We start from the raw sequence: 21,507 nt of genomic DNA, 5'->3' as shown, positions 1-21,507 counted from the left end.
ATCTCGGGCCGTTTCTTTCGCGCGGTTGCAAACGGGCGGGGGCGCGCGGTACGGGGTCGATGCTTTCGGAAAGATAACCGAGGAGGAGAGATGACGGGAACGCAAAGCGCAAGCCGCGGTTTGACCCGTAGGGATTTTCTCAAGGTCGGCGTTGCGGGAGCGACGGGCTTGGCTGCCGCCGGTTCCATGACCGGCTGCGGCGCCTGGCTGGGCGCCGCCACGCAGCAGGCTGCCGACGAGAAGACCGTATACACGCTGCATCAGTTCATGTGCACGGGGCGTTGCTCGCTCAAATGCACGGTGCGCGACGGCCGCTTGGCCATGATCCAGCCCAACGACACGGTCGATCCGTACTACCGCCACGTATGCGTGAAGGGCATTTCCGAGATCCAGCACGTCTACAGCGATGAGCGCCTGCAGTCGCCCATGCGCCGCGTCGGCGCACGCGGTGAGGGTTCGTTCGAGGTGATCAGTTGGGACGAGGCCATCAAGACGGTGGGCGACGAGCTGAGGAAGGCCTGGGACAAGTACGGCAAGCAGTCCGTGTACATGTCCGCTTCCAATGAGCCGCGCTTTAGCTTCCTGCCTGCGCTTCTGGGCTGCGCCACCGGCGTCGAGCCCGGCATCGACCGCGGCACGGGCAACGGCTCCGCGCCTGCCATCGGCGGCGACGTGTTCGGCGGCGGCACGAACGAGACGCGCGACTGGGTGAACACCAAGACGCTCGTGATCTCCGGCACCAACCTGCTGGAAAGCTCCATGATGCAGTCCAACACGTTCCTGGACGCGAAGAAGGCCGGCTGCGAGATCATCGTGCTCGACCCGCACTTCTCCACCACGGCCGGCAAGGCCAGCAAGTGGATCCCCGTGATCCCGGGCACCGACGCGGCGTTCTACCTGGGCATGGTCAGCTACATCCTGGACAACAAGCTCTATAACGAAGCTTACATGCGCGAGCATACGTCGTTCCCGTTCCTCATGGACGAGGCCACGGGCAAGCTGCTGCGCACGGGCGCGGCTTGGGGAACCGACGAGGAGACCGGCGAGCCGGTCGATCCCGGCGATTTCATGGTGTGGGACGCTGCCAAGGGCGCGGCGGTCCCGTACGCCGAGGCCGTTGCCACCGCTGCGCTCGAGGGCTCGTTCGACGTTGACGGCAAGAAGGCCATCACCGTGCTCGAAAGCCTCAAGCGCAACCAGCGTCCGTACACGTGCGAGTGGGCCGAGGGCGTTTGCGGCGCAAGCGCCGAGACGATCGCCGAGGTGGCGCGCAAGTACGCCACGAGCGGCCCGGCGTACCTGGCGTTCGGCCAGGGCGGCTCCGATAAGTACTCCAACCCCGACATCATCGGCCATGCCGGCATGGTGCTCGTGTCGCTCACGGGCAACATCGGCAAGCCCGGCTGCGGCATCGGCCACGGCATCGGCGGCGCCGGCTACAGCGTCTCGCTGGGCGAATGGGAGCTTCCCGAGCAGTTCAAGCCCGCTGAGCTGGACGTTCGCGCCGACCGCTTCCCCGATCGCGACGGCGGCGTGCATGTGATCATCTCGCTGGGCAACACGTTCCAGCAGTACTGGGCGAACATGAACAAGACGCGCGAGTGGATCGACTCGCTGGACTTCATCGTGCATATCGGCATGTACTACGAGGATACGGTGAAGTACGCCGACATCGTGTTGCCGGTGTGCAGCAAGTTCGAGGACACCGTCGAGCATTCCATCGTGCGCAGCGACTACAACCATGTGAACCTGCAGACGAAGTGCATCGACCCGCTGTTCGAGAGCAAGCCCGACTTCGACGTCATGCGCCTGATCGCTGAGGAGATGGGCGTGGGCGAGTATCTGCCCAAGACCGCGGAGGATCTGGTGCGCTACCAGATCGAGCACTCCGAGGACCTTGCCGAGCAGGGCATCACGCTGGCCGAGCTGGAGAAGAACCACGGCAGCATGAAGATGGCCGATGTCGACGAGCCCCGCCGCGCCTACACCGACCTGAAGTTCGAAACGCCCTCCACGCGCATGGAGCCGTACTACGAGGCCTGGAAGCCTTGCGAGCAGGCATGGCCGAATTGGGAGGAGAACAACGAGGCGTACGCCGGCAACCCGCTGGCGGAGAAGTACCCGCTGCAGTTCACGCAGACGCGCACCCGCTTCTCCAACCACTCGCACTTCAAGGCGGCGAAGTGGGTGCAGCAGTTCGCCAAGCCCACGCTGGAGCTGAACCCGGCCGACATGGCCTCGCGCGGCATCGCCGATGGGGACGTGGTGGAGGCGTTCAACGACCGCGGCTCGTTCAAGTGCGTGGCGCGCGCGAACAACGCCGTGCGTCCCGGCTCCTGCCGCACCTGGGAAGCGGGCTGGAGCAAGTACATCGAGGAGGGGAACACGCAAAACGTCACGAACGACCACGTGAACCCGCGCGATGAGTACCTGCCCACCGGCGCGCCCATCCCGTACAACGACACTCTTGTCGAAGTGAAGAAAGCGTAGGTGATATGCCATGACGAAACTTGCAATCGGTATCAACCTTGATCGCTGCATCGGCTGTCACACCTGCGCGAACGCTTGCAAAATGCAGAACAACGTGCCCGACGGCATGCTGTGGAACCGTGTGATCACCGAGGGCTGCGACGCCATCGACGGCGCCGTGGGCGAGTATCCCAACTTGACGCGCACCTATGTGCCCCTGGCGTGCCAACACTGCGAGAACCCGGCTTGCCTGAAGGTGTGCCCGACCGGCGCCACGTACAAAGACGACCAGGGCCGCGTGGAGATCGACTACGACCGCTGCATCGGCTGCCGCATGTGCATGGCCGCCTGCCCCTTTAATGCCCGCGTGTTCAACTGGGAAGACCCCCAGCGCGACGGCGATTTCAACTGGGGCGACGCGCGCGTGCCCGTGCGCACCCGCGGCGTGATGGAGAAGTGCACGCTGTGCAAGGAGCGCACCGATGCCGGCGAGGAGCCGATGTGCGTGGTGTGCTGCCCGACGCACGCCCGCGTGTTCGGCGATCTGGACGACCCGAACTCGGAGCTGGCGCAGCTGCGCGCTGCGAAGGGCAAGGACGTGCATATTCTGCTGGAAGAGAAGGGCACGAAGCCCCAAGTCTTCTACTTCGACGAGTAAAGGGGTGCCGTTATGAAACTTTCGGCTCAGTCTAAGATCGGCGTCGGCGTTCTGGCGGCGATCATGGTGATCGGCTTCTGCGCCTACGTGTTCCAGCTGACGCAGGGCCTGTGCGTGACGGGCATGTCCAACGGCGTGTCGTGGGGCCTGTACATCACGTGCTTCATGTTCTTCGTCGGCCTGTCCGCCGGCGGCCTGATCGTGGCCAGCTCGGCGCACGTGTTCGGCATCGAGTCGTTCAAGCGCGTGTCCATGCCCGCGGTCATCACCTCCACGGTGTGCATCCTGTGCGCAGGCGCGTTCATCCTGATCGACCTGGGCGGCATCCAGCGCATCTGGAACATGTTCATCCATTTGAACTTCACCAGCCCGCTGGCATGGGACATGTGCGTCATCACGACGTACCTGGTCATCAACGTGCTGGACATCATCTGGCTGCGTCGCGGCGATGAGCGCAAGGTGAAGATGCTGTCGTATGTGGCGCTGCCGGTCGCCATCCTGGTGCACAGCGTGACGGCGTGGATCTTCGGCCTGGAGATCGCCAAGGAGGGCTGGTATTCGGCCATCATGGCCCCCATCTTCGTGGCGTCCGCCTGCGACTCGGGCTTGGCGCTTCTGATGGTGGTCCTGGCGGCGGTGCGCAAGGCCGGCGTGTTCGATTGCGGTCGCGAGCTGTTCGCGAACCTGGCGCGTCTGCTCGCCACGTTCATCGCGGTGGATGCGTTCTTCATCGGTTGTGAGCTTCTGACCACGGCGTACCCGGGGACCGAGGGCGCATCCCATGTGCTCGGCATCATGACTTCGGGCGCGACCGCACCGTTTTTCTGGTTCGAGATCCTGGGCGGCCTGCTGATCCCGTTCGTGCTGCTGGCGTCCGCTAAGCGCCGCGAGTGCACGGGCGTGGTGGTCGCTGCCAGCGCCCTGGTGATGTGCGGCGTGTTCTGCAAGCGCGTGTGGCTGCTGTTCACCAGCTTCACGGTCACGAACGTGTACGGCGCGCCGGGCATCTCGTCCGGGTCGACCGCGGCACGCGGTGCCGATGGGTTCGACATGTGGGCGCTTGCCGGGTCGTACATGCCCCAGCCGGTCGAGTTCGCCGTGGTGGCGGCGGTGGTGAGCTTCTGCATCCTGGGCATCGCGCTTCTGTCGAAGAAGCTGGTTGCGAAGGCGTAAGGCCATGTTGCGCGGCGCCCCATACCGGGGCGCCGCGGGCGGCGCTTCTTGATGGCGTAACGGGTCGTTTGGTTTGAAAGGACGGAAAATGCGTTCGATGACGTGCGAGGAATGGATGGTCGCATCCCAGCTGTATGCGTTTTTGGGCAATAGCCTGCTGTCTCCTATGAGCCGTACGGAATCGGTCGGCCTAGATCCGGCGTTCTGGCGCGAACTGGGCGGCCTGCTCGATGGCGCGCTGGCCGATTCGGCCGAGTCGTTGGCATCTTGGGCCGAGCGCGCGTCTGCCGACGTCGTCCGCTCCGAGGTGGTGCAGCGCGTGTCCGTCGAGTTCACGAAGCTGTTCGTCGGCCCTCCGAAGCCGGCGGCCGCACCTTGGGAGTCCGCCAACGGCCCCGTTGATTCGCATGTCGGCTTCGGCGAGGCGACGTTCGCCATGCGGGAGCGCTTGCGCGCCCTCGGCCTGGAGCTGTGCAACGAGAACAACCAGTACGAGGACCATGTGGGCATCGAGTTGCTGTACCTGTCCGAGCTTTGCCGCCGGGCATCGGAAAAGCCCTCCGGCGCCGCCGCCTGCGATGCGGCCGCGCCGGATGCGGAGGAGATCGCGTCGTTTATCCGCGAGCATCCGCTTGTCTGGGTGCCCCGTCTTCGCGAGAAGGTGGCGGCGTCGCAGCCGGAGGGCTACTTCGTTCGCCTGCTCGATGTTGCGCTGGCGTTGCTGAAGCGGCAGGCGTGATCGATCGACCTGCGGCGGGTGTTCCCGTTCCATGGGCTTGCGGCGCGTGAAGCCGGAAACTGCCGGTTAGGCGGTGCGCTCTTCGGGGCGCATCGCCTTTTTGCGTTTTAGCGGGCGGTGGTGAGGCGCGGCAGCGGCTTGCGTTGCTGCACGGAGGCGGCTGGGTCACGATGACACTTCGGGGACGTAGCACTAGGTGTCCGAATCGAGCAGGTGCGAAGTGCCCTCGGTCAACGCTTGGTTTCGACATTCCGCATCCGAGGAATCCGGACAGTTAACGCTTCGTCCTCAAAGTGTCCGAGGCGTTGGCGGCTGTTAGCGGGCGGTGGTGAGGCGGGCTTGGTAGCCGCAGAGGGTTTCCGCGTGGCAGCCGGCTTCGCCGAGCGCCGCCTCGAGCGTGCGCCTGGCAAGGCCGTAGTCGTTGTTGTTCTGCGACACGTGCATGGCCACTACCGTTTGCGGCAGGCGCAGGCCCGCGGTGCGCGATTCGGCCACCAGCGTGCCGAGCTCGGCGGCGGCCTGCCCATTGGAAAGGTGCCCGCTGTTCGACGCGATGCGCTGCTTGATGACGTACGGGTAGGGCCCGGCGGCCAGCATCTTCGGGTCGTGGTTGCTCTCGAGCGCCAGGATGCGCACGTCGCGCAGCGCCGTGTGCGCCTGCGCCGTGACGATGCCGGAGTCCGTCAGGTAGCCCACCGCGTCGCCGTCGGCGGCGTCCTCGATGCGGAAGCCGAACGACGCGGCGGCATCATGGCTGGTGGCGAAAGGGATGATGCGCATCCCCGCGGCCTCGATGGCGCCGGGGCCTGCAGCGCGCGCCGTCAAACCCTGCCCGGCGGGGGCAACCGCCGCATGCGGGGTGGCGTCCTCGAACTCGGAGTTCGCGATACCTTGGCCGCCCGCCAGGGTGCAAGCTGCCGCCAGCTCGCGGACGTCGAACGCCTCGGCCACCTTCGCCAGTGCGCTGCTGTTCGCCGTGCACGCGCCCGCCGCGAACACCGGCGGCACGTTGCCGATCTTCGCCAGCCCGCGCAGCACCACGCCGAGGCCCTTTACGTGGTCGCCGTGCTCGTGCGTCACGAACATAGCTTGGATGCGGCCGGGATCGAAGCCGGCCTCGTCGCAGCGGTTGAGGAAATCGCGCTTGCAGATGCCGCAGTCGATCAGCACCCCGGCGCCGGTGGCGGTGTTCTCGATCACCGCGGCGTTCCCCGAGCTTCCGCTGGCCAATACGTGCAATGCGAGCATCCCGAACCTCCCGAGCTTCCGTCCAATCAAAACGTTCCCCATACTAGCAGCATCCTGCGGGGCACGTTGGCATCACCTGTAAAGGGCAGGCAATCCCCTTGCGTGTCCGCTTGAGAACGCGGGAGGGAAGGCCGGCTCTGCGTGAACAGGGGGACGGAGGTGCGTTCAAGGTCGATCCTCGCGCTTTCGGCAACGTATCGCGAACACACCTCCGTCCCCTGTTCGCGTTCGCGCCCGCATGCGCAAACAAGCCCCGCCCGGATAACCGGACGGGGCTTGAAAACCAGGTCAAACGATAAAGCGCCAGCGCGACGCTGCGGCGTTATCCCACCTTCTCGTCCTTGCCGGCGGTGCGGGCCAGGATGTTGGCGTAGATGGCGCCGGAGATGTTGTGCCACACGCTGAACACGGCGCCGGGCACGGCGGCTAGCGGCATGGTTGCGAAGTGCATGGTGGCAAGCGAGGTGGCAAGGCCGGAGTTCTGCATGCCGACTTCGATGGACAGCGTGCGCATCTGCGCCTTCGACAGGCCGAGCGTGCGGCCCACGAAATAGCCCAGCGCGTAACCGCAGACGTTGTGCAGCATGACCACCACGATGATCAGCGCGCCGACGGTCGCCAGCTTGGCGGCGTTGGCGGACACCACGGCCATGATGATCAGCGAGATGGCGATGACGGAGACGAGCGGCAGCACCTTGGAGCAGGCCTGGGCAACCTTGGACGCCACGGCGTTGATGACGAAGCCCAGCGCGATGGGCACGAGCACCACCTGCACGATGGACAGCAGCATGCTGACGTAGCTGACGTCGACGCTCTGGCCGGCAAGCAGCAGCACGAGCGCCGGGGTGACGACCGGGGCCATGATGGTGGTGCACGCGGTCATGCCGACGGACAGCGCCACGTCGCCCTTGGACAGGTACGTCATGACGTTGGAGGAGGTGCCGCCGGGGCAGCAGCCGACAAGCATGACGCCCACGGCAAGCTCGGTAGGCAGCTGGAAGACAAGGCACAGCACCCAGGCGATCAGCGGCATGATGATGAACTGGGACAGGATGCCGGTGATCACGGCCTTCGGCTTGGTGAACACCACCTTGAAGTCGCCGAGCTTGAGCGTCATGCCCATGCCGAACATGACGATGCCGAGCAGCGGGTTGACCCAGCTGGTGGGCAGCGCCGCATGCACGGGCGCGGGCGCGACGAAGGCGATGATGGCGACCGCAAGCGCGATGATGGCCATCCATTTGCCGGCGAAGTCGCTGATCTTCTCAAGGACCTTCATGATGAAACCTTTCTAACGTGCGCGCGTTGCTGGGGAAGGGGACGCTGCGCCGACGAAGCCCGCATATGCGGCGTTTGACCGGTGAACAGGGGACGGAGGTGTGTTCACGATGCCTTGTCGAAAACGCGAGGATCGACCGTGAACACACCTCCGTCCCCTGTTCACGAGGAGCTCGGCCTGCGGTGTGTTCGCTGCCCCAGAAACGCAAATGAGCCCCGCCCGGGTATCCGGGCGGGGCTCGAAAAACTAGGACAAACGCGAGTATAGCCATTCGTCGGCAAAATGTTACCGACAACCGAATAATTCCCTACTTGTTGAATAGGGAATGGGACCGGCGAGAACGAAACGCCCGGCGAACAGGGGACGGAGGTGCGTTCACGACGCTTTGCCCAAAACGCGAGGAATAACCCTGAACACACCTCCGTCCCCTGTTCGTCCACGTCCCGTAGCTCCGTTCCCCGCAAAACCAAAAAAGCCGGGAGGGGCTAACCCCTCCCGGCTTTGCGATGGCGGTTTCGCGCTCCTATTCGCCGATGATTTCGGACAGGGTGCGCCAGCCCAGCTCGGCGCATTTCACGCGCGCAGGCATATGGCTGATGCTTTCCAGTTGGGCCGCCTCGTCGAGGTCTTCCTTCTCCTCGTCGGTGAGCGTCTCGCCCTTGACCATCTTCATGAACAGGCCGCACAGACGGCGTGCCTCCTCGACGGTCTCGCCGGTGACCAGGTCGGCCATCATATCGGCGGATGCCTGCGAGACGGCGCAGCCGTGGCCGGTGAACGCGGCCTCCTCGATGACGCCGTCCTCGATGCGCAGCTTCAGCACCATCTCGTCGCCGCAGCTGGGGTTCACGCCCTCGTGCTCGTCGGTGGCGCCCTCCATGTCGTACTTGTAGTCGGGATGCGCGTTGTGCTCCATGAGCGCGGCGGTGTAGATGTTAGCCATTGAAGGTCCTCCAAACGTTGCCGAGGCCCTCGATCAAGGCGTCGACGTCCTTCTTGTCGTTGTAGAACGCCAGGCTGGCGCGGCAGCAGGCAAGGTTCTCCACGCCCAGCCAGGTGAGCAGCGGCTGCGCGCAATGGTGCCCGGCGCGGATGGCCACCTGGTCCATGTCCAGGATGCTGGCCACGTCGTGCGGGTGGATGCCGTCGACGTTGAAGCTGATGACGCCGTGGTGCATGTCGGGGTCGGGGCTGCCGATGATGGTGACGAAGGGCAGCTTCGCCATTTCGTCCATGCAGTAGCGCACGAGCGCCTGCTCGCGCGCGGCGATGACGTCGAGGCCCACCGACTCCACGTAGGCGATGGCCGCCGCGGTGGCGTAGATGCCGGCGGCATCCTGCGTGCCGGCCTCGAACTTCTCGGGCACGGGCGCCCAGGTGGCGTCCTGCTCGGTGACCGAGTCGATCATCTCGCCGCCCGTGAGGAACGGCGGCATGGCGTTGAGCAGCTCGTCGCGGCCCCACAGCACGCCCATGCCGAACGGGCCGAACAGCTTGTGCGCGGAGAAGGCGAAGAAGTCGGCGCCGATGGCCTGCACGTCCACGTGGATGTGCGGCGTGGACTGCGCGCCGTCGACCACCAGGTAGCCGCCCTGCTCGTGCACGCGGCGGCCCAGCTCCTCGACGGGGTTCTGCACGCCAAGGACGTTGGACACGTGCACAACGGACAGGATCTTGGTCTTCGGGCCGATCTTGGCGTCCATCTCCTCGGGCGTGATGACGCCGTTCTCGTCAGGGTAAAGGTAGACGAGCTTCGCGCCGGCCGCGCGGCAGGCCTGCTGCCACGGGATCAGGTTGGAGTGGTGCTCCATGATGGTGATGCACACCTCGTCGCCGGGCTTAAGCACGGTGGGGGCGAAGGCCTTCGCCACGATGTTGAGCGACTCGGAGGCGTTGCGCGTGAGCACGATGTCGTGCGCGTCGGGTGCGCCGATGAACTTCGCCACGCGCTGGCGGGCGATCTCGATGGCCTCGGTGGCCTCGACCGACAGGCGGTACAGGCCGCGCAGGGCGTTGGCGTTCATCTCCTCGTAGAAGCGGCGCTGCGCGTCAAGCACGGCGGCGGGGCGCTGCGCGGTGGCGGCGCTGTCCAAAAACACCAGGTCGGGATGGTTGGCAAGCAGCGGGAAGTCGCGCTTGTAGGGGTTCTCGGCGATGTTGGCGGCGCACACGATGTCGCCGGCCGTGGCCGAGGCCTGGGCGGCGTGCGCCGCGTCGGCCACGGCGCACGCCGTGCGATCGAGCTCTGCGTTGTTTGCGGAAGCTGACATAAGCTAGCCTTCCACCTCCTGATAGGGAATGCCCAGGCGGCCGGCCAGGCGGCCGACGCCCGCGCGAACGGTTTCGTCTTCGATGGCAAGCGCCGTCTCCTCGAGGGTCGCCGTGGCGAACAAGCCCTCGGCGGCCTCTTGGGAAAGGCCGCGGCACTTCAGGTAGAACAGCTGGTCGGCGGCAACATGGCCGATGGTGGCGCCATGGTTGCCGGCCACGTCGTCCTCGTCGCACAGGATGACGGGGATGGTCTTGTTCTCCACGCGGTCGTCTACCAGAAGCACGGTCTCGCGCTCGGTGCCCTCGGCGCCCTTGCAGCCGCGCACCAGGTCGATGGTGCCGCGCAGGACCTTTTTCGACTCGCCCATGAGCGCGCCGTTGGCGTCGATGTTGCAGCGGGTCTTCTTGCCGCGATGACGCACGATGTAGTTGAAGTCGCGCACGTCCTGGCCGGCGGCCAGGTAGCGGGTGTCCACGTCCACGCGCGACAGGTCGCCGCGCAGATCGGTGGCCAGGCCCGTGTAGGACTTGCCGGCGCCCAGCATGCGGTGGCGCACGGTGACGAACGCGCCCTCGTCGCAGATGATGCCCGTGTCGTCGAGCGCCATCCACGTTTCGTCGAGCGTATGCACGGACGTGACGTTGACATGGGCGTTCTCGCCGGCGAACACGCGCAGCACCACGCCCACCACGCCGCTGCCGGCGGTGGGGGAGTCAAGCGACACGGTCAGGTCGAACGTGGCGCCCGCGGGGGCCACCACGTCGATGGCGGCCACGTTGGCGGCGCCGTCCACACCGGCGATGCGCACGGTGGCCTGGCCGCGCTTGCCTGCGGCCGACGCGAACACGGTTGCGGCGCTCTTGCCGGCGGCTTCGGCCAGCCATGCGGTGGCCTGCTCGCCCATGCCGCACTCGAACGCCTCGGCCACGTTGTTCGCCATCTCCTGGCGCACGGCCTTGTGCTCGTAGGTGGAAAGCGCGGGGATGTCCAGGTTGGCGGGGTCCACGTCGGGGTCGACCGCCTTCAGGATGGCGCGCGTGTCGGCGGGGCCGGCGGCGCGGGCCGCATCGACGCGCTCCTGCAGCGCGGCCACGGCCGCGTCGAAGGCGCCCGCTTCGCCGATCAGCTCGGCGGCGGCTTCCACTTCCACCTGGGCTGCGAAGGAAAGGCCCTCGGGCAGCTCCACGGCGGTCTCGTTCATATCAAGGCGATGCCAGGTAGGCGCGGGCATCGCGTTCACGTTGTTCAAAACGTCGGCGCCCATTATCCGATCGCCCCTTCCATTTCCAGCTTGATGAGGTTGTTCATTTCCACGGCGTACTCGAGCGGCAGCTCCTTGGAAACGGGGTCGGCGAAGCCGTTCACGATCATCGTGCGGGCCTCTTCCTCCGAAATGCCGCGGCTCATCAGGTAGAACACCTTGTCGTCGCCGATGCGGCCGATGGTGGCCTCGTGTCCGATGTCGACGTGCTTGCAGCGGATGTCCATGGCCGGGATGGTGTCGGAGCGGCTGTGGTCGTCGAGCATCAGGCTCTGGCACGACACGCTGCACGCGGAGTTCTCGGCCTTCGGCGTGGCAACCACGCTGCTGCGGAACGTGGACACGCCGCCGCCCTTGGAGATGGACTTCGTCTCGATGGAAGCCGAGGTCTCCGGCGCGGCGAGCACCACCTTGCAGCCGGTGTCGAGGTTCTGGCCCGTGCCGGCGAACGTGATGCCCGTGAACGTGCACGTGGACTTGCGGCCGGCCAGGATGGACATGGGGTACAGGTAGCCCACATGGCTGCCGAAGCTGCCGGACACCCACTCGATCGAGCCGCCCTCGTCGCACGTGGAGCGCTTGGTGTTGAGGTTGTACATGTTCTTCGACCAGTTCTCGATGGTCGAGTAGCGCAGGTGCGCGTTCTTGCCGACGAACAGCTCCACAGCGCCCGCGTGCAGGTTCGCCACGTTGTACTTCGGCGCGCTGCAGCCCTCGATGAAGTGCAGGTCGGCGCCGTCTTCCACGATGATGAGCGTGTGCTCGAACTGGCCCGCGCCCTTCGCGTTCAGGCGGAAGTAGCTTTGCAGCGGGAAGTCGAGCTTGGTGTCCTTCGGAACGTACACGAAGCTGCCGCCGGACCACACCGCGCCGTGCAGGGCGGCGAACTTGTGGTCGGTGGGCGGGATGAGCGTCATGAACTTCTCGCGGATGAGTGGCTCCCACTGCGGGTCGTGCAACGCCTCCTCGATGCCGGAGTACACGATGCCCATGCGGGAAGCGGTGTCCTGCATGTTGTGGTAGACCAGCTCGGAGTCGTACTGCGCGCCGACGCCGGCCAGGTAGCTGCGCTCGGCCTCGGGGATGCCCAGGCGGTCGAAGGTGTTCTTCACGTCGTCGGGCAGGCTGTCCCAGTCCGACTTCTGGTCGGTGTTGGGCTTGACGTAGGTGACGATGTTGTCCATGTCAAGGCCGGCGATGGAGGGGCCCCAGTCCGACGTGGGCATGCTCTGGTAGATCTCCAGCGACTTCAGGCGGTGCTGGAGCATCCACTCCGGCTCGTCCTTCTTCTCCGAGATCTCGCGGACGATCTCGGGCGTCAGGCCCGCCTCGAGCTTCTCGGTGCTGTCGCCGTATGAAAAGTCGTAGAGGCTGCGGTCGATGTCCGCTACCTCGGTGCGTTGCTTAGCCATGGCTGCCCCTTATTCGGCTGCTGCGGCCGCGGCCTGCTCGAACTGCTCGAAGCCGTTCTCGTCGATGTCGGCGATCATGGACGCGTCGCCCTCGGCCGTCATGCGGCCTTTGACCAGGACGTGAACGCGGTTGACGTCCACATGCTCCAGGATGCGGGTGTTGTGCGTGATGATGACGAGCGTGCCGTTGCAGCGCTTGCGATAGACCTCCATGCCGCGCGAGACGACGGACAGCGCGTCCACGTCAAGGCCGGAGTCGGTCTCGTCCAGGAAGGCCAGCTTCGGCTCGAGCAGCAGCAGCTGCAGCATCTCGAGCTTCTTCTTCTCGCCGCCGGAGAAACCCACGCCCAGCTCGCGGTCCAGGTAGGCCGGGTCCATGTTCAGCTCCTCGGCCAGCTCCTTGACGTGCTTGCGGAACTGCTTGCCCTTCATGTCGCCCACCCCCGGGCGGCCTGCGGAGATTGCGCGCAGGAAGCTGCTGACGGGCACGCCGGGGATCTCCACCGGCGCCTGGAAGCTCAGGAAAAGACCCGCGTGGGAGCGTTTATCGGTGGACAGATCTGTGATATCCTGTCCGTTGAACGTGATTTTGCCGCCGGTCACCGTGTACTCGGGATCGCCCATAACCACGTGGCCCAGCGTCGATTTACCGGCGCCGTTCGGGCCCATCAGCACGTGGGTCTCTCCAGCGCCCACGGTCAGGTCGACGTCGTGAAGAATGACCTTCTCATCCACGGCGGCCGAAAGACCTGCCACGTTGAGGAGGATGTTCTCGTCTGCCATCTTCTTCTTCCCCTTCTCATTTCCAATAAATAAGGCTATGCTTATTCATATCCGTTTGATAGGATTAAGATAACGTGACGTACGGATTTGTCAAGCGAAATGCTTGCTGCAAGGAATCAATCCGCGGAATGAGCGCGAACGCGCATGCTTTACGTCTAGTGTAACCTATATGTTCCAAGGGCGGCACCGGACGAGGCGGGCAACCCGCGGATGACCGGGGGTCGTCATGCTGGCGAGTGGGTAGGCGCTGGCGCGCGTGGCTGGGGCGGCGTTGGGAAGCCGGCCGGCGGCGTGTGGGCTTGCGGCAAGCGTGTATGGCGGGCCTGCGGGCTCGGTGCGCCGGTTCGTGTGGTTCGCGGTAAGCGTTTCGGTGGTTTGGCGAAGGTAGTTGGAACGATAAGGGGGAATCGTGCTTATCTCATCGAAGGGACGATATGCATTGCGCTTGGCGGTGTGCATCGCGCAGGCGGGGCCCGAGGCGAAGGTGTCGCTTCGCGAAGTGGCCGAACACGAGGAGCTGTCCCTGAAGTATCTCGAGCAGATCGCCCGCCCCATGGTGTCGGCGGGCCTGTTGGTAAGCGTGCGCGGCAAGGGCGGCGGATACCGCTTGGCGCGCAATCCGCAAGATATCCTGGCGGGCGACGTGCTGCGCGCGGTCGAGGGCACCACGGTGCCAGTGACCTGCGCGGCGCTCGACGGCCCCGAGCCGTGCCATCGCGCCGGCGTGTGCACCACGGTGCGCTTCTGGGCGGGCCTTGACGAGGTCATCGAGAACTACGTGGACGGCGTGACCGTCGGCGACCTGGCCTCCGCGCCCCAACCCCACATCGAAATCGCGGAGTAAGGGGCGCCTGCATAAGGCGGCGGGGCCGCGCAGGCGCCTCGCCCGTGCAGCGCGTGGCCGCGCGAGGGCGGCGGAGCGCTGCGCTGGATTTCGCGATTGCAAACGGCATGACGTGAGGCCGGCATCCTTCGGGGTGCCGGCCTCGTTTGGGTTTGCGCGGATTCGGCGCTTGTTGTTTGACGGGTCGGTATCGCTTCGGTGAATGTTCGCTGAAAGGGTATCGGGGCGATGACGAAGCGCGTAGCCTTCAGCTTAATACAAGGTTCGAGCGCGATGATTGCCAGCCGCGCACAGGAAAAGGCGAGCATGAGGAGGTTGCTCATGGCGCATATGCAGGAAAACCCGCAAACCGCGGGTAAGGATACGAGGATGCCGACGGGGGGCGAAACGCGGCAAATGCCTCTGCGTGCCGATAAGCCGGCGCAGGTGGCACAGGTGCCGTATCCGCTTCAGGGTCGCCCGGCGCCGACGCAGCGGGTGGCGGTGCCGTTCGCCGCACCGGGCGGGAACGGCGGGAATGCCGCACCCGGTGTACCCGGCGCGAACGGGGCGTTTGCGGCAGGTGGTGCGAATGGCATGCCCGGCGCGAACGGCGCCGCGGCTGCGGAAGCCGCCGAAGCGGAGGAGGCGTCCAAGCGCAAGGGGCTTGGCGGGTTGCTCGAGGGCTTGTCCGTGCCGCAGGTAGCCGCCGGCGCGTTGGCGGCGGTGACGTCGATGCTGCTGTCGTCGAAGATCGGCATCGCCGGCTCGGTTATCGGCGTGGCGGTCGGCTCGGTGGTGTCCACCGTCGCGTCGCAGGTGTACAAGCAGTTTCTGCAGGCGTCCGCCGACAAACTGCGCGAGTTGAACCCGCTCGATGAGGTTGGCGCTTCCGCAGCCGCGGGCGAAACCCGCGTGATGCCGGCGACCGGCGAGGGCTCTTCGGCGACTCGCGTGATGGGCGCCGCGGTAGCGCCCGGCGATTCGGCCGTGCCCGGCGGCTTGGCTGCAGACGACGGCCCGGCCGCTTCCGCAACCCCCACCCGCAGCGTGCGCGACCTGCGCGAAAGCGGCGAGACGGGCGTGCTGCGCGGCCGCGCGGAGCATCTGCGCCGTCAGCGCATGCAGCGCGGCGTGATTGCGGTGTCGGTGGTATCGGCTCTGGCCGCGGTGGCCATTTCCGCAGGCATCATCAACCTGGTGACGGCGGGCGAAGGCGTGGGCACCAAGACCGAGCCGCTGTTCACTGGCACCTCGACGTCGCAAACCGACGACGGTTCCACGACGAAGGGCAAGCAGAGCGGCAAGTCACAACAGTCGGCGACGCAGGATCAGCAAGGCGCCGCCACGAAGGATTCCGCCGCACCGGTGCATCAGGACGGGACCGCGTCGTCGGATAGCTCGGCTTCCGGGTCCGGCAGCGCCAGCGGGTCGTCGACCAGCGGCACGGAATCGGGTAGCACGAGCGGCTCCGGCAGTTCGACGGGTTCCGCCACCGGCTCCGGCAGCAGTTCCGGCAGTGCGTCCGGTTCGCAAACCGGCGGCTCCGGCAGCGGCAGCGCGAGCGACGCCGGCAGCTCGTCGAGCAGCTCCTCTACCAGCGGCTCCACGGGGACGGGAAGCTCCTCGTCGAACAGCGGTTCCACGGGGTCCACGGGCGGTTCCTCATCCGGATCTTCGGCCAGCGGCTCCACAAGCTCCACCACAGCTTCGTAACAGGCAAGCGGGGCGGGCGCGCAACGATCGCGCCCGCCCCGCTTTTGCGTTCGCTTCCCCTTCTTCCGTGATGATGCCTGCTGCTGCAGGGTTGCGCGCGCCCGTGATGCTAGGATGAACGCGAAACACGAAACCGCCGCTTTTGCGGCGCGCGCGAAAGGGACGGCATGGCCGAGAACGTGAACAGCAAGAATGCGACCGCTGCAGACGACGCGGCTTTGGGCGGGGCGGCGGGCGCCGGCTTCCCGGTGGACGCCGCTTCTGCGGCTGTCTCCCCGGCAGCCGAAACTTCCTCTCCTGCATCGAGCGCGCGTGCGGATGCTTCGCCAAGGGGTTTTGCCCCCTCCGCTGGTGCCCCGGCACCTACGCCGCGTACGCGCGAGGAGATTGCTGAGTCGCTGCGCGTCCGCACGCGCCGCGGCACGCCCACCGAGAAACTTGAGGTCATCATGACCAGCGCCGGCCTCGACCGCGTGGAGGCGGCCACTGTTATGGTCATCGGCTTGGGCGGCGTGGGCTCGAACTGCGTGGAGGCGCTGGCGCGCGGCGGCGTGGGGCATCTGATTGTCCTCGACCACGACATCGTCGGCCTGTCCAACATCAACCGCCAGGCCATCGCGTTTCACAGCACGCTCGGGCGCAAAAAGCACGAAGTGGTGCGCGACATGGTGCACGACATCAATCCCAACTGCCAGGTGGAGGCGCTCGACATGTTCCTGCGCGCCGACGACGTGGCGCCGCTGCTCGACCGCTACCTGGGGAAAGTTGACATGCTCATCGACGCCATCGACTCCGTTTCCGCAAAACTGGCCATCGCCGAGTACGCTGACCGCACGGGGATGCCGCTCATCTCCAGCATGGGCGGCGCCAACAAGTTGCACCCCGAGTGCCTGCGCTTTGCCGACGTTTCCGAAACGAGCAACGACCCGCTTGCGCGCGTCATGCGCAAGGAATGCCGCAAGCGCGGCATCAGTCGCCTGCGCGTGCTGTACTCGTGCGAGGAGCCGGTGAAGCGCCCAGCCGTGGAGGGCGCCGAGCGCCGCGAGCGCACGAACCTGGGCACGGCATCGTTCATGCCGCCGATTTTCGGCCAGATGCTGGCAGGCAAGGTCCTCTGCGAGATAGCCCAGGTGCCGGAGGCGTAAGGGCTATGGGGAGGCTTTCATGAACGATGAGGTATTCTTTCAGGTTCGCTATACGGTAACGGTGGGCGAACGCGATGACTTTCTGCGCGATTTGGCTCAGCTGCGCATGGCGGAATCGAGCCGTGCGGAGCAAGGTTGTCTGCAGTATGAGTACTTGCTGCCAGTCGATGCGCCTGATCAGGTGCTTTTGCTGGAGCGCTGGTCGAGCAGCGAGGCACAGCAAGCGCATACGGGCACGGCGCATTTTGCGAAGCTCGCTGACATGAAGCAGCGCTATGGCTTGTCCACCAAGGTGGTGCGCCTGGTTGTCGGGGGCGCATGAGCATGAACGAGCTCGCTTATTTCGATATGCATTGTCACCTGGGGTTTTGCGAAGATGCGGTACAGGCGGCGCGGGCTCTTGCGGCCGCTGGCGTGGGGGCGTTCTCGAATACGGTGACGCCGTCGGAGTTCGCCGAGCAGCGGGTTGCGCTTGCCGGCGCGGGCAACGTGCGCACGGGTGCGGGCCTGCATCCCTGGTGGGTTGGCGAATACGACGTCGCTGCTAATTGGGACCGCTTATACGGTCTTGTTGCGCGCACCCGGTTCGTTGGCGAAGTGGGCTTGGACTTTTCGCCGCGTCATGCCGATACGCGCAAGGCGCAGCTTGATGCGCTGGCGTGCGTCGCTCATGCATGTGCCCGCACAGGGGGCAAAGTGCTGTCTGTGCATGCGGTTCGCGTGGTTGACCAGGTGCTCGACGTGCTCGAGCATGCGAGCGTGTTTGGGGGCATGACGGGCAACGCCTGCATCATCCATTGGTTTTCCGGTACGTCCGACCAGCTCACGCGCGCTCGGCGGACGGGCTGCTACTTCAGCGTGAACCCGCGCATGCTGCAATCGAAACGCGGACGAGCCTACGCGCAGGCCATCCCCGTTGACCGGTTGCTGCTGGAGACCGATGAGCCTGCGTCCACAGGTGCGCCGTGGAGCGCCGCCCGAGTGCGCAATCTGCTCGAGGAAACGCTGGCCCAGCTTGCGGCCTTGCGGGACGACGACCCCGTCGAACTGCGTGAGCGAATCGCGCAAACCAGCCGAACTCTGCTGCAACAATAGGCTCGCCGCAGCGCCAGCCCCGATCCGCGTGGGCCTCACGACTTGCCGACCCGTTCGACCGATCGGCCCTTGCGGGCGATACGATGGCCTTGCCGCAAACGCCTGGCAAAGAAAGGACGACTTCATGCCGTATGAACACCTTACCAGCGCAAACGATGCACGTTTGGCGCCGTATGCGCGTGTGCGCGATGCCGATTTGGCCGCTTGGCCCGACGCGCCAGCTGGCTTGTTCATGGCGGAGTCGCGGGCGGTCATCGCGGCGGCCGTCGAGGCAGGCGCCCGTCCTCGCTCCTTCCTGGTAAGCGAGTCCTTGGCCGACGATGCCGCGCTGCTCGCTCGCCAGCTGCTCGCGCAGCACCCCGACTGCCCGGTGCTGTGCGTCCCCGACGCATTATTCTCCCAGGTCACTGGCTACAAGATCGTGCGCGGCCCCGTGGCCGCGTTCGAGCGCCCTGCGCTGCCCGACCCCGCGCAGCTGCTCGCCAACGCCCATCGCATTGCCGTGCTCGAGGACGTGGGCAACTATGCCAACATCGGCAGCGCGTTCCGTGCGGCGCACGCGTTCGGCATCGATGCCGTGCTGGTCACGCCCTCATGCCACGACCCGCTGTTCCGCCGCGCCAGCCGTACGAGCCAGGGCACGGTGCTGCAGGTGCCGTGGACGCGCATCGGCACGCAGCGCCAATGGGCCGCCGAGGGCGTCCCGCTGCTGCATGCAGCCGGGTTCAAGGTGGCGGCGCTAGCGCTCGAGGACCGCTCGCTTGCGCTGGGCGACCCACGGCTTGCCGAGTGCGAGCGCTTGGCTATGGTGCTCGGCACAGAGGGGGCGGGCCTGTTCCCCTCGACCATCGTCGCGTGCGACTATACGGTGAAGATCCCCATGGCTCACGGCGTGGACAGCCTCAACGTCGCCGCCGCCAGCGCCGTAGCGTTTTGGGAGCTGCGCGCGAGGTAGTGCCGTCAGTGCCGTAGCCTTCTGGGGTTCCGCGCAAGGTAGGGCTGGCGACGGGCTGCTCGGGTCCTTGCATGCCGGCGGGCAGTTTTCCGGTTAACCCGTCGACAAGCCCGGTTGGCGCCTGCGCCCGCGATCGTTTCTGGCGCTGCGTCTGGATGCTGCCTGCGGCGAGTCCATCGGGGTCGCCCCTCCTTTCCGGCCGCCGATCGCGCTGCATTGACAACACAACGTTAAATCTTCCCGCCCTGCCAGATTCCCGGACGTTTTCTTTGGCTGTTAGCGTATGATGGAACGCGTGCTCTCGAGGTGAGGGCGAGTGTTGCCGCCATGCAACGCGCAGTGTTACCCCCGTGCGATAGCGCGGGAGAGAAAAGAGGATTTAAAATGGCGGAAGGTACTGTTAAGTGGTTTAACCCCGAGAAGGGTTACGGCTTCATCTCTCAGAACGACGGCGAGGACCTGTTCGTGCACTTCTCTGAGATCAAGATGGACGGCTTCAAGACCCTCGACGAGGGCCAGGCTGTTTCCTTCGACGTGACCACTGGTCAGAACGGCAAGCTCCAGGCAAGCAACGTGGTTCGTCTGTAACCCACCGCTTTCTTAAACAGGTAGCTGAAAGCCCCTGCGTGTGCTGCGCAGGGGCTTTTTTGATGCCCGGCCCGCATGCGTCGCATTGGGAACGGGTGCTGCGGGGCGGAAAGTCGATACGTCTGTGTTTAAATGGCGTACGGCGCAGTAGCCTGCAATCGTCCAAGCCTGTGAGCTGGGCGTATGAGGCTTTCCCGAAGCGGGCTAGTGCCGGATGCGAGGTTAAAACGCAGACGTATCGACTTTCCGATCTTGCGACGGGATTCGGGCGAGCGCAACGGTGCCGGACGTGCCGCGACAGCATGACAGGGGGTCGGTGAGTCGTCGCGTTTTTCGTGCTAGCTGCAACAAAAAGGCGCCGCCCCTTGCGGGACGACGCCATTGCAAACTTGCAAGCGTGATCGAACTGGCAAGCGCACTCGGCGCACCAGCCTACTTTGCCGCCTGTTACTCCAGGTCGGAGCCCTTCTTCTCGGGCAGGAAGAACATCGCGATGAATGCGACCACATAGATGCAGGCCACGCAGCCGATGGCGAAGCCGAAGCCGTGGCCGGCGGCGATGATCGGGATGACAACCGGGGCCGACGCGCCGCCGATGAAGCGGCCGGCGTTGTACAGCGCGGTCTGCGCCGTGCCGCGCACCTCAGTGGGGAACAGCTCGGCGATCAGCGTGCCGTAGCCGCCGATCATGCCGTTAGCGAACATGCCCATGAAGAAGCCGCCGAACAGCAGCGCCGTGGGGTTGGTCAGCTGGCTGTAAATGATGATCATGACGGCGGCGCCGATCTGGAAGGTCCAGAACGCGGGGCGACGGCCGGCCTTGTCGGCCAGCCAGCCGAACACCGAGATGCCGATCATCATGCCGATGACGGTGACGGCGGTCCACATGCCGGTGGAGGTCAGGCTCAGGCCCAGCTCTCCGTTAAGGTACTTCGGCAGCCAGGTCATGATGCCGAAGTAGCCGGCGTTCTGCACGGTGCACAGGATGATGATAATCACGGAGTACTTGATGCGCGTGGGCGAGTTGAACAGGCTGGTCAGGTTACCGTGCTTCTTGCCGGAGGCCTTGTGCTCCTCGAAGATGGGCGGCTCGGGGACGAACGCGCGGATGATGATGGCGACGATGGCGGGCACGACGCCGACCGCGAACAGGCCGCGCCAACCGAACGCGGCGATGATGGGCGCGGAAGCCAGCGAGGCGACCAGCACGCCTACCTGGAAGCCCAGACCGACGGCGGAAGTGGCCTTCGCGCGATTAGCGGGGCTGGAAACCTCGGAGGCGATGGCCATGCCCAAGCCGAACTCGGCGCCGATGCCCAGGCCCGCCAGGAAGCGGAACAGCGCCATCAGCTCGAAGTTGGGAGCGAAGGCGGAGCACAGGGTGAACACGCCGAAGAAGATGACCGAGTAGGTCAGCACCCTGATGCGGCCGAGCTTGTCGGCCAGCGTGCCGAAGACCAGGCCGCCCAGGAAGGCGCCCGCCAGCGTGATGGACGTGAGCGAGCCGGCGGTGGCGTTGTCAACGCCGAAGGTGGCGATGATGCCGGAGAGCGCGAAGCTCAAGATCATGAGGTCCAGGCCGTCGAGCGCGTGGCCGATGGCCGCGGAGAACACGGCTTTGCCGGCGTAGTGCTTCATCTCGGAAGCTTTTTCTTTGTGTGGCATAGTGATTTCCATCTCATTCCGCAAGTGGTCAAACTTTCAATTAAAATACTCTCATATCGAATATTTGCAAGGGTTTGTTGCAGATTTTACGTTCCCGAAATACAACGGCGAAAACGGCGCCCGCTGCGTGGGCCCATCCCGTTGCGCAAACTCCGATTTCGTGCCTGTGAAGTGCGGTTTCGGTGGTGGTCGCAGGCTGCCCCGGCGCGTTAGGCTACCATGCCGA

At 65.5% G+C, this 21,507-nt stretch carries 19 protein-coding genes; 11 read left to right on the top strand and 8 right to left on the bottom strand.

The features are described from left to right. The first annotated feature begins 90 nt into the window (after nt 1-90). The 4 genes from Q0G75_RS05790 (at nt 91) to Q0G75_RS05775 (ending at nt 5,039) form a co-directional block, all read left to right on the top strand. Nucleotides 91-2,490 (top strand): molybdopterin-dependent oxidoreductase, encoded by a 2,400-nt coding sequence (locus Q0G75_RS05790; protein WP_294415913.1) that lies wholly within the window; start codon nt 91-93, stop codon nt 2,488-2,490. A gap of 10 nt (nt 2,491-2,500) precedes the next feature. Further along, nucleotides 2,501-3,127 (top strand): 4Fe-4S dicluster domain-containing protein, encoded by a 627-nt coding sequence (locus Q0G75_RS05785; protein ID WP_294415915.1) that lies wholly within the window; start codon nt 2,501-2,503, stop codon nt 3,125-3,127. Nucleotides 3,128-3,139: 12 nt separating this feature from the next. Next, a complete protein-coding gene (gene nrfD / locus Q0G75_RS05780) occupies nt 3,140-4,300 on the top strand; it encodes an NrfD/PsrC family molybdoenzyme membrane anchor subunit (protein ID WP_294415917.1) in 1,161 nt (386 codons plus the stop codon). Between the two features lie 88 nt (nt 4,301-4,388). Then, nucleotides 4,389-5,039, top strand: coding sequence for a molecular chaperone (locus tag Q0G75_RS05775; RefSeq protein WP_294415919.1), 651 nt, complete (start codon nt 4,389-4,391; stop codon nt 5,037-5,039). Between the two features lie 315 nt (nt 5,040-5,354). Here the strand turns inward: Q0G75_RS05775 and Q0G75_RS05770 are convergent, their stop codons facing one another. From Q0G75_RS05770 to sufC, 7 genes are all read right to left on the bottom strand, one after another. After that, nucleotides 5,355-6,287, bottom strand: coding sequence for an MBL fold metallo-hydrolase (locus tag Q0G75_RS05770; protein WP_294415920.1), 933 nt, complete (start codon nt 6,285-6,287; stop codon nt 5,355-5,357). A 322-nt stretch (nt 6,288-6,609) separates the two neighbouring features. Further along, nucleotides 6,610-7,566 carry a bile acid:sodium symporter family protein gene (locus Q0G75_RS05765; RefSeq protein ID WP_294415924.1) on the bottom strand — a complete coding sequence of 319 codons (957 nt, stop codon included), beginning with the start codon at nt 7,564-7,566 and terminating at the stop codon, nt 6,610-6,612. A 523-nt stretch (nt 7,567-8,089) separates the two neighbouring features. Next, entirely contained in the window at nt 8,090-8,509 is a 420-nt protein-coding gene (sufU, locus tag Q0G75_RS05760; RefSeq protein WP_114620937.1) for a Fe-S cluster assembly sulfur transfer protein SufU, read from the bottom strand. Further along, nucleotides 8,502-9,836, bottom strand: coding sequence for a SufS family cysteine desulfurase (locus Q0G75_RS05755; RefSeq protein ID WP_081469051.1), 1,335 nt, complete (start codon nt 9,834-9,836; stop codon nt 8,502-8,504). Before Q0G75_RS05755 ends, sufU begins: the two co-directional genes overlap by 8 nt. A gap of 3 nt (nt 9,837-9,839) precedes the next feature. Beyond that, nucleotides 9,840-11,102, bottom strand: a complete 1,263-nt coding sequence (locus tag Q0G75_RS05750) for a SufD family Fe-S cluster assembly protein (RefSeq protein WP_294415929.1) — start codon at nt 11,100-11,102, stop codon at nt 9,840-9,842. Further along, complete coding sequence (sufB, locus tag Q0G75_RS05745) at nt 11,102-12,511, bottom strand: Fe-S cluster assembly protein SufB (protein WP_114620940.1); 1,410 nt, start codon at nt 12,509-12,511, stop codon at nt 11,102-11,104. The genes Q0G75_RS05750 and sufB overlap by 1 nt, the downstream gene beginning before the upstream one ends. A gap of 9 nt (nt 12,512-12,520) precedes the next feature. Beyond that, nucleotides 12,521-13,294, bottom strand: coding sequence for a Fe-S cluster assembly ATPase SufC (gene sufC / locus Q0G75_RS05740; RefSeq protein ID WP_042436489.1), 774 nt, complete (start codon nt 13,292-13,294; stop codon nt 12,521-12,523). A gap of 409 nt (nt 13,295-13,703) precedes the next feature. Between sufC and Q0G75_RS05735 the strand changes: the two genes are divergently transcribed. The 7 genes from Q0G75_RS05735 to Q0G75_RS05705 all read left to right on the top strand — a co-directional run bounded on the left by Q0G75_RS05735 (nt 13,704) and on the right by Q0G75_RS05705 (nt 19,616). Beyond that, nucleotides 13,704-14,138 (top strand): Rrf2 family transcriptional regulator, encoded by a 435-nt coding sequence (locus tag Q0G75_RS05735; RefSeq protein WP_294415931.1) that lies wholly within the window; start codon nt 13,704-13,706, stop codon nt 14,136-14,138. A gap of 369 nt (nt 14,139-14,507) precedes the next feature. After that, nucleotides 14,508-15,833, top strand: coding sequence for a hypothetical protein (locus Q0G75_RS05730; RefSeq protein WP_294417885.1), 1,326 nt, complete (start codon nt 14,508-14,510; stop codon nt 15,831-15,833). A 167-nt stretch (nt 15,834-16,000) separates the two neighbouring features. Next, on the top strand, nt 16,001-16,978 hold the full coding sequence (locus Q0G75_RS05725) for a tRNA threonylcarbamoyladenosine dehydratase (RefSeq protein WP_294415934.1): 978 nt from the start codon (nt 16,001-16,003) through the stop codon (nt 16,976-16,978). Between the two features lie 19 nt (nt 16,979-16,997). Further along, entirely contained in the window at nt 16,998-17,300 is a 303-nt protein-coding gene (locus Q0G75_RS05720; protein WP_294415936.1) for an antibiotic biosynthesis monooxygenase family protein, read from the top strand. 2 nt (nt 17,301-17,302) lie between these two features. Then, entirely contained in the window at nt 17,303-18,073 is a 771-nt protein-coding gene (locus tag Q0G75_RS05715) for a TatD family hydrolase (protein ID WP_294415938.1), read from the top strand. A 124-nt stretch (nt 18,074-18,197) separates the two neighbouring features. After that, a complete protein-coding gene (locus tag Q0G75_RS05710) occupies nt 18,198-19,028 on the top strand; it encodes an RNA methyltransferase (RefSeq protein ID WP_294415941.1) in 831 nt (276 codons plus the stop codon). 384 nt (nt 19,029-19,412) lie between these two features. Further along, nucleotides 19,413-19,616 carry a cold-shock protein gene (locus Q0G75_RS05705; protein ID WP_042436473.1) on the top strand — a complete coding sequence of 68 codons (204 nt, stop codon included), beginning with the start codon at nt 19,413-19,415 and terminating at the stop codon, nt 19,614-19,616. A 447-nt stretch (nt 19,617-20,063) separates the two neighbouring features. Here Q0G75_RS05705 and Q0G75_RS05700 read toward each other — a convergent pair whose 3' ends face one another. Beyond that, entirely contained in the window at nt 20,064-21,281 is a 1,218-nt protein-coding gene (locus tag Q0G75_RS05700) for an MFS transporter (RefSeq protein ID WP_294415943.1), read from the bottom strand. Between the last annotated feature and the right edge of the window lie 226 nt (nt 21,282-21,507).

The organism is uncultured Senegalimassilia sp. (assembly GCF_934636665.1).
Lineage (GTDB): Bacteria > Actinomycetota > Coriobacteriia > Coriobacteriales > Eggerthellaceae > Senegalimassilia.
This window is presented reverse-complemented; position numbering and strand designations above follow the sequence as displayed.

Coding starts and splice junctions, on each gene's coding strand:
- Q0G75_RS05790 (WP_294415913.1), top strand. CDS start 91: ATGACGGGAACGCAAAGCGCAAGCCGCGGTTTGACCCGTAGGGATTTT.
- Q0G75_RS05785 (WP_294415915.1), top strand. CDS start 2,501: ATGACGAAACTTGCAATCGGTATCAACCTTGATCGCTGCATCGGCTGT.
- nrfD (WP_294415917.1), top strand. CDS start 3,140: ATGAAACTTTCGGCTCAGTCTAAGATCGGCGTCGGCGTTCTGGCGGCG.
- Q0G75_RS05775 (WP_294415919.1), top strand. CDS start 4,389: ATGCGTTCGATGACGTGCGAGGAATGGATGGTCGCATCCCAGCTGTAT.
- Q0G75_RS05770 (WP_294415920.1), bottom strand. CDS start 6,287: ATGCTCGCATTGCACGTATTGGCCAGCGGAAGCTCGGGGAACGCCGCG.
- Q0G75_RS05765 (WP_294415924.1), bottom strand. CDS start 7,566: ATGAAGGTCCTTGAGAAGATCAGCGACTTCGCCGGCAAATGGATGGCC.
- sufU (WP_114620937.1), bottom strand. CDS start 8,509: ATGGCTAACATCTACACCGCCGCGCTCATGGAGCACAACGCGCATCCC.
- Q0G75_RS05755 (WP_081469051.1), bottom strand. CDS start 9,836: ATGTCAGCTTCCGCAAACAACGCAGAGCTCGATCGCACGGCGTGCGCC.
- Q0G75_RS05750 (WP_294415929.1), bottom strand. CDS start 11,102: ATGGGCGCCGACGTTTTGAACAACGTGAACGCGATGCCCGCGCCTACC.
- sufB (WP_114620940.1), bottom strand. CDS start 12,511: ATGGCTAAGCAACGCACCGAGGTAGCGGACATCGACCGCAGCCTCTAC.
- sufC (WP_042436489.1), bottom strand. CDS start 13,294: ATGGCAGACGAGAACATCCTCCTCAACGTGGCAGGTCTTTCGGCCGCC.
- Q0G75_RS05730 (WP_294417885.1), top strand. CDS start 14,508: ATGCCGACGGGGGGCGAAACGCGGCAAATGCCTCTGCGTGCCGATAAG.
- Q0G75_RS05725 (WP_294415934.1), top strand. CDS start 16,001: ATGGCCGAGAACGTGAACAGCAAGAATGCGACCGCTGCAGACGACGCG.
- Q0G75_RS05720 (WP_294415936.1), top strand. CDS start 16,998: ATGAACGATGAGGTATTCTTTCAGGTTCGCTATACGGTAACGGTGGGC.
- Q0G75_RS05715 (WP_294415938.1), top strand. CDS start 17,303: ATGAACGAGCTCGCTTATTTCGATATGCATTGTCACCTGGGGTTTTGC.
- Q0G75_RS05710 (WP_294415941.1), top strand. CDS start 18,198: ATGCCGTATGAACACCTTACCAGCGCAAACGATGCACGTTTGGCGCCG.
- Q0G75_RS05705 (WP_042436473.1), top strand. CDS start 19,413: ATGGCGGAAGGTACTGTTAAGTGGTTTAACCCCGAGAAGGGTTACGGC.
- Q0G75_RS05700 (WP_294415943.1), bottom strand. CDS start 21,281: ATGCCACACAAAGAAAAAGCTTCCGAGATGAAGCACTACGCCGGCAAA.